Source organism: Sphingomonas sp. (assembly GCF_035490575.1).
Classification (GTDB): Bacteria; Pseudomonadota; Alphaproteobacteria; order Sphingomonadales; family Sphingomonadaceae; genus Sphingomonas.
Map to the genome: position 1 here is coordinate 1 of NZ_DATJLI010000054.1, position 6257 is coordinate 6257.

The 6257-nt window shown below is 64.2% G+C and carries 5 protein-coding genes and 1 tRNA gene; 1 reads left to right on the plus strand and 5 read right to left on the minus strand.

Annotated features, from left to right (window positions below):
* Positions 1–17: 17 nt before the first annotated feature.
* Positions 18–1319: an OmpP1/FadL family transporter gene (locus VL973_RS03715; RefSeq protein ID WP_325282683.1), complete on the minus strand. Its 1302-nt coding sequence runs from the start codon at positions 1317–1319 to the stop codon at positions 18–20.
* A 231-nt stretch (positions 1320–1550) separates the two neighbouring features.
* On the opposite strand from VL973_RS03715, the gene purC reads away from it, so the two are divergent.
* The gene (purC, locus tag VL973_RS03720; protein WP_325282684.1) at positions 1551–2330 is read left to right on the plus strand and encodes a phosphoribosylaminoimidazolesuccinocarboxamide synthase; all 780 of its coding nucleotides are present in this window, start codon (positions 1551–1553) and stop codon (positions 2328–2330) included.
* A 56-nt stretch (positions 2331–2386) separates the two neighbouring features.
* Here the strand turns inward: purC and VL973_RS03725 are convergent, their stop codons facing one another.
* The 4 genes from VL973_RS03725 to lon form a co-directional block, all read right to left on the minus strand.
* On the minus strand, positions 2387–2827 hold the full coding sequence (locus VL973_RS03725) for a DUF4168 domain-containing protein (protein WP_325282685.1): 441 nt from the start codon (positions 2825–2827) through the stop codon (positions 2387–2389).
* Between the two features lie 156 nt (positions 2828–2983).
* Positions 2984–3058 (minus strand) — tRNA-Val (locus VL973_RS03730).
* Positions 3059–3178: 120 nt separating this feature from the next.
* On the minus strand, positions 3179–3451 hold the full coding sequence (locus VL973_RS03735; RefSeq protein ID WP_325282686.1) for an HU family DNA-binding protein: 273 nt from the start codon (positions 3449–3451) through the stop codon (positions 3179–3181).
* Positions 3452–3648: 197 nt separating this feature from the next.
* Positions 3649–6039 (minus strand): endopeptidase La, encoded by a 2391-nt coding sequence (gene lon, locus VL973_RS03740; RefSeq protein WP_325282687.1) that lies wholly within the window; start codon positions 6037–6039, stop codon positions 3649–3651.
* Between the last annotated feature and the right edge of the window lie 218 nt (positions 6040–6257).

Below are 6257 nucleotides of genomic sequence, written 5' to 3' on the forward strand. Positions count from 1 at the left end.
CCCCCCCCGCCGGTCGCTTACAGCCGGATGGTCAGCGACGTGCCGATCACATCGGCGTTGCCGGAATTGGTTGACACGGTGCGGGCCGTCCGCGCCGCCGCGGTGCCCGCGAACAGCACGTCGGAACGGTCCAGTTCCTCCTCGCTGACGAATACATGGGCATAGCTGACATTCACGTCGATGCGGTCGTTCAGGCGCCACGTCGCACCCCCGGTCACCCAGGTCCGGTCGCCGTCGGGCACGCGCGTCGTGCGGAACGCATCCTGTGTCGGGGTCGTGTCGTAAAGCCCGCCCGCACGCAGCGTCAGGCGGTCGGTGGCGTCGAACTCCACCGCGCCATGTCCCGACCAGCTATCCTTGTAATTCTGTTCGCTGACCACGGTCGGGCGCCCGAGCGGTTCGACATTGATCGCGTCAAAGCGCGACCAGTTGAACCACTGGCCGGTGGCCATCACCCGCACCCGGTCGCCCACGCCATACATCGCGCTGAGCGTCACGCTTTCCGGGATTTCCAGCGGCGCGGTGGCAAAGCTGCTGGTGTTGCCGCTCGCCAACGGACCGACCAGGCCCGTCACCTGATACTGGCCGTCGAGCCGGTGCACGACCTTCGAGCGATAATGCGCGCCCAGCCGCGCCTTGCCCAGACTGAACAGCACGCCCGCATTCCAGCCGACCGACAGGTCGTCGCCAGAGATGTTGACCTCTCCATCCCCCGCGCCGGGCACCAGATTGGGCAGCGCGTTACGCAGCTTCACATCGATCTGCTGGATGTCGATCCCGCCGCCGATCGACACATTGTCGTTGATCGCATAGCCGACGCTGGGCTGGATGTTGACGGTCTTCACCTCGGACTTGATTGAATCATAGCGGCCGAAAAAGGACGGGTCATATTCGACCTTCAGCCCGAACGGCGCACTGATGCCCAGGCCGAACCACAACCGGTCGCTGGCGCGAAACGCCGCGTAGCCGGTGGGCACGATGACCGGCTGGTCAAACGGATTGCCGCCGTCGCTGCCCGTCACCGGCACCGTCGCGGGCGCACCCGGCACGCTCAACGTCGAGCCATTGTTCCGCTGCTGGCTGTCGACGAACAGGATATGACTGTTGAGGGAGACCTGGCTGCGCTCCAACTTGGTCATGCCCGCCGGGTTATAGAAGATGATCGACGCGTCGTCCGCCGCCGCCGCACCGCCGGCAAAGGCGCGACCGGTTTCCTTGGCCGACTGTTCCTTCAGCGAAAAGCCGCTGGCGTGCGCCGCCCCCGCCCAACCCATCGCCACCGTCGATACCGCGGCTAATCCCAACGCCTTACGCAACATAACCCGCATCCTTTCCCGTGATCTGTTTTGGTGGGGAGCGCCCATGCGTCAAACGAGTTCCCATTGGCAACCGAATGCCCCGCGCCTGTGGCCGGGACGACACGCCCGTGCGACATTTGGCGTGCGGCAAGCGCGATTGCACCCCCGCCCCCCATCCGGTATAGGCGCGCACTCACTTGCCCCGGCGCGCGGCTTCGCGCTGCCGGGGCCGATCGTTTCAGGGACACGCGAATGGCTCGCCGCCGCCAGATCTATGAGGGCAAGGCCAAGATCCTCTATGAAGGCCCCGAACCGGGCACGCTGATCCAGTATTTCAAGGACGACGCGACCGCGTTCAACGCCCAGAAAAAGGGCACGATCAACGGCAAGGGCGTGCTGAACAACCGGATTTCCGAGCACATCTTCACGATGCTCGGCAATATCGGCGTGCCGACGCATTTCCTGCGCCGCCTGAACATGCGCGAGCAGCTGATTCGTCAGGTCGAGATCGTGCCGATCGAGGTCGTCGTCCGCAACGTCGCCGCAGGTTCGATGACCAAGCGGATGGGCATCGAAGAGGGCACGCAACTGCCCCGCACGATCATCGAATATTATCTCAAGGACGATGCGCTGGGCGACCCGCTCATCACCGACGAGCATATCCTGTGCTTCGGCTGGGCCAGCCAGGAAGAACTGCACGACATCGCCGACCTGGCGATCCGGGTGAATGATTTCCTGTCGGGCCTGTTCGCCGGGATCAACATCCGGCTGATCGACTTCAAGCTGGAATTCGGCCGCATCTGGGACAATGATTATGCCCGGATCATCCTCGCCGACGAGATCAGCCCCGATAACTGCCGCCTGTGGGACGCGACCACCGGGGAGAAGCTCGACAAGGATCGTTTCCGCCGCGATCTGGGCGGCGAGGTCGAGGCCTATCAGGAAGTCGCAAGGCGGCTGGGCCTGCTGCCTGAAGGCGCAGATTCGGCGGTGCTGGACCTCGAATCGCATCGCAAGCGGCGCGGCAAATAAGCTCGCCTCTCATTGACCCAAAAAGAAAGGGGAGCCGCCACGGCTCCCCTTTTTCGTTACTGCTGCGGGGCAGCGCCACCCGCAGGGGCGGCAGGCGGCATCGCGGCTGCCACCTTCGCCTGCAGCGCGGTATCGCTGCTCATCGCGGTGGCGATCGAATTGAACCGCTCCGGCGTCAGCCCGGCCGAGGTGACGGCTTGCGCCATCTGAGTCTGCTTGTCAGCCGCCGGGGTCGCGGTATCCTTGTTGATCTTGTCGACAGCCGTCAGCGCGTTGGCGAACTGCGTGACCTCTGCGTCCGACACCGGGCCGGAAGCGGCGGCGGCAGGCGGCGCCGACTGCGGGGCGGCGCCAGTGGGCGCGGCGGGGTCAGCCTGGCCGGGCATCGTCTGGCCGGGCGCACCTGGGCTGGTCTGACCCGGCGCAGTCTGCGCCATCGCGGGGGCGGCGAACAGCGTGGTGGCCATGGCGACAGCAGCAAGGTTGAACGAACGCATCAAAATTTCTCCTGTTGTTCGCAAACACAAGCAATCAAGTTTGTGGTTGTGTCCGGCGAGACAAGCAAAAGCATGATGCACGGTGCGCTTTTCAGGATATGTCGAATAAAATGAAAAGACCCGCCACGGCGAATAGCGTGACGGGTCTGATCGAAATGGTGGGCGCGACAGGGATTGAACCTGTGACCCCACCCGTGTGAAGGGTGTGCTCTACCGCTGAGCTACGCGCCCGATGCCGGAACCGTGAAACGATCATGGCGAAATCGGAGCCGGGCGTTTAGGCGGCTGTCTCGCGCCTGTCCAGCCCGTTTTTGACCCGGCGCGCATGTCTCATGCGCCGCCGGCGGCAGGTCAGTTGACCGAATCCTTCAGGACCTTGCCTGCCTTGAACTTGGGCTGCGACGACGCCTTGATCGTCATCGGTTCGCCAGTCCGCGGATTGCGGCCGGTCGACGCCTTGCGCTTGCTGACCGAGAAGGTGCCGAAACCAACCAGGCGAACCTCATCGCCCTTTTTGAGTGCGGTCGAGATCGAATCGAATACGGCCTCGACGGCCTTGCTGGCATCACCCTTGCCAAGGCCGGACAAGTCGGCGACCTGCGCGATCAGCTCTTGCTTGTTCATTGCCCAAAAAACCCCTGTCTGCTGTTCCTGGAAAAATCGGACTCGGCCGCGAAAAGCGACTGATGCGGCAGTAGGCCCATCGGGCAACCGCCTGTCAAAGAAAAAGCGGCGTGAATGCGGCAAAATGCCCCGGTTCGCGGGACTTGCAGCGCCGCAACCGGCGGGACGGCCCGATGACCGTCCCGCAACGGGTCACATCAGTGCCGAACCGGGTCCGCCGCCGACGCCACGCCGACCGGCGGCTGCGCGGCCAGTTCGTCCGAGTCGGTCCAGTCAATCGCCTCCAGCGGTTCGGTCAGCGCCAGACGCAGCACTTCATCGACATGCGCGACCGGCACGATATGCAGCGAATCCTTGATGACCGCCGGAATTTCCGCGAGATCCTTTTCGTTCTCGGCCGGGATCAGCACCGTCTTGATGCCACCGCGCAGCGCCGCCAGCAGCTTTTCCTTCAAGCCGCCGATCGGCAGCACACGGCCGCGCAGCGTAACCTCGCCGGTCATCGCAATGTCCTTGCGGACCGGCACGCCGGTCAGCGTCGACACGATCGATGTGACCAGCCCGATACCGGCCGATGGCCCGTCCTTGGGCACTGCACCTTCGGGCAAGTGGACGTGCACGTCCTTGCGCGCGAACAGGCTGGGCTTGATGCCAAAGGTCGGCGCGCGTGCCTTGATGAAGCTCATCGCCGCCTCGACGCTTTCCTTCATTACGTCGCCCAGCTTGCCGGTCGTCTTGATCGCGCCCTTGCCCGGCACGGTCACGCTTTCGATGGTCAGCAATTCGCCGCCGACTTCGGTCCAGGCCAAGCCGGTGACGGCACCGATCTGGTGCTCCTCCTCGCCCACGCCGAAGCGGTATTTCCGCACGCCCGCAAACTCGTGCAGATTGTCGGGCGTGACCGTGACCTGCACCGCCTTCCCCTCCAGGATGCGGCGCAGCCCCTTGCGCGCCAGTTTGGCTATTTCGCGCTCCAGCGTGCGGACGCCAGCCTCGCGCGTGTAATAGCGGATCAGGTCGCGCAGACCGGCATTGGTCAACTCGAACTCGCCTTCCTTAAGCCCGTGCGCGTCGATCTGCTTGGCGATCAGGTGGCGCTCGGCGATCTCGACCTTCTCGTCCTCGGTATAGCCCTCCAGCCGGATGATCTCCATGCGGTCGAGGAGCGGCTGCGGCAGGTTCAGCGTGTTGGCGGTGCACACGAACATCACGTCCGACAGATCGATATCGATCTCCAGATAATGGTCGTTGAACTTGCCGTTCTGTTCGGGGTCGAGCACCTCAAGCAGCGCGGAGGCGGGATCGCCGCGGAAATCCTGGCCCAGCTTGTCGATCTCGTCGAGCAGGAACAGCGGGTTCATGGCCCCCGCCTTCTTGAGGTTGGTGACGATCTTGCCCGGCAGCGAGCCGATGTAGGTACGGCGATGGCCGCGGATCTCGGCTTCGTCGCGCACGCCGCCCAGCGACTGGCGCACGAACTCACGGCCCGTCGCCTTGGCGATCGACCGGCCGAGCGAAGTCTTGCCGACGCCCGGAGGGCCGACAAGGCAGAGGATGGGGCCCTTCAGCTTATTGGTGCGCGCCTGGACCGCGAGATATTCGACGATCCGATCCTTGACCTTCTCCAGCGCGAAATGATCGGCGTCCAGGATCTCCTGCGCCGCCTTGAGGTCGGTCTTGACCTTGCTCTTCTTGCCCCACGGCAAGCCCAGCAGCACGTCGAGATAATTGCGCACGACCGTCGCTTCGGCGGACATCGGCTGCATGGTCTTGAGCTTCTTGAGCTCGGCTGTCGCCTTCGCGCGGGCTTCCTTGCTGAGCTTGAGCTTCGCAACCTTCTGCGTCAGCTCAGCCAGCTCGTCGGCTTCCTCGCCTTCGCCGCCCAGCTCGCGCTGGATCGCCTTCAGCTGCTCATTGAGGTAATATTCGCGCTGGGTCTTCTCCATCTGCCGCTTCACGCGGCCGCGGATCTTCTTCTCGACCTGCAGGACGCCAAGCTCGCCTTCCATGAAGGCAAAGACCATTTCTAGCCGCTTGCCGGGGTCCGTCTCCACCAGCAGCGCCTGCTTGTCGGCGACCTTGACGTTGATATTGGCCGAAACCGCGTCGGCGAGGCGGCCGGCGTCCTCGATCTCGCGCAGCTGCACCGGCGTCTCTGCCGGCAGCTTCTTGTTGAGCTTGGCATAGTTTTCGAACTGCTCGACGACCGAGCGCATCAGCGCGGCGGCCTCCGGACCCTCGGCCACGATTTCATCGAGCGGCGCGACGCTCCCGGCGAGGTAGCCGTCCTCCACCACGACCTGCTCCAGCTTCGCGCGCTGGCGCCCCTCGACCAGCACGCGGACCGTGCCGTCGGGCAGCTTCAGCAGTTGCAGAACCGTCGCGATGACGCCCATGTCGTAGAGCGCATCGCCGTCTGGATCGTCTTCCGCCGGATCCAGCTGCGAGACGAGGAAGATTTCCTTATCGGCCTCCATCGCCTTTTCGAGCGCGACGACGCTCTTGTCGCGCCCCACGAACAGGGGGACGATCATCTGCGGGAAGACGACGATGTCGCGCAGGGGAAGCAGGGGGTAGGTCGTAGTCAAAGCAATCTCCGTGGCTCAACCCGGACATTATGGGCGGCCCTTGCACCGCTATATGGGTGCGTGTGCTGCCCCAATCAATCGCGCGAGAAGCGCGGCCTGCCGCAGTGTATTGTTATAGTCTTATACGCAACCGTCAATGCGGCGGGTCGCCTGAACCTCGCCTGATGGGTCAGAACGGCAGCTTGAAGCCCGGCGGCAGCGGCAGGCCGCTCGTCATC

Coding starts and splice junctions, on each gene's coding strand:
- VL973_RS03725 (WP_325282685.1), bottom strand. CDS start 2,827: ATGCGTTCGTTCAACCTTGCTGCTGTCGCCATGGCCACCACGCTGTTC.
- VL973_RS03715 (WP_325282683.1), bottom strand. CDS start 1,319: ATGTTGCGTAAGGCGTTGGGATTAGCCGCGGTATCGACGGTGGCGATG.
- VL973_RS03735 (WP_325282686.1), bottom strand. CDS start 3,451: ATGAACAAGCAAGAGCTGATCGCGCAGGTCGCCGACTTGTCCGGCCTT.
- purC (WP_325282684.1), top strand. CDS start 1,551: ATGGCTCGCCGCCGCCAGATCTATGAGGGCAAGGCCAAGATCCTCTAT.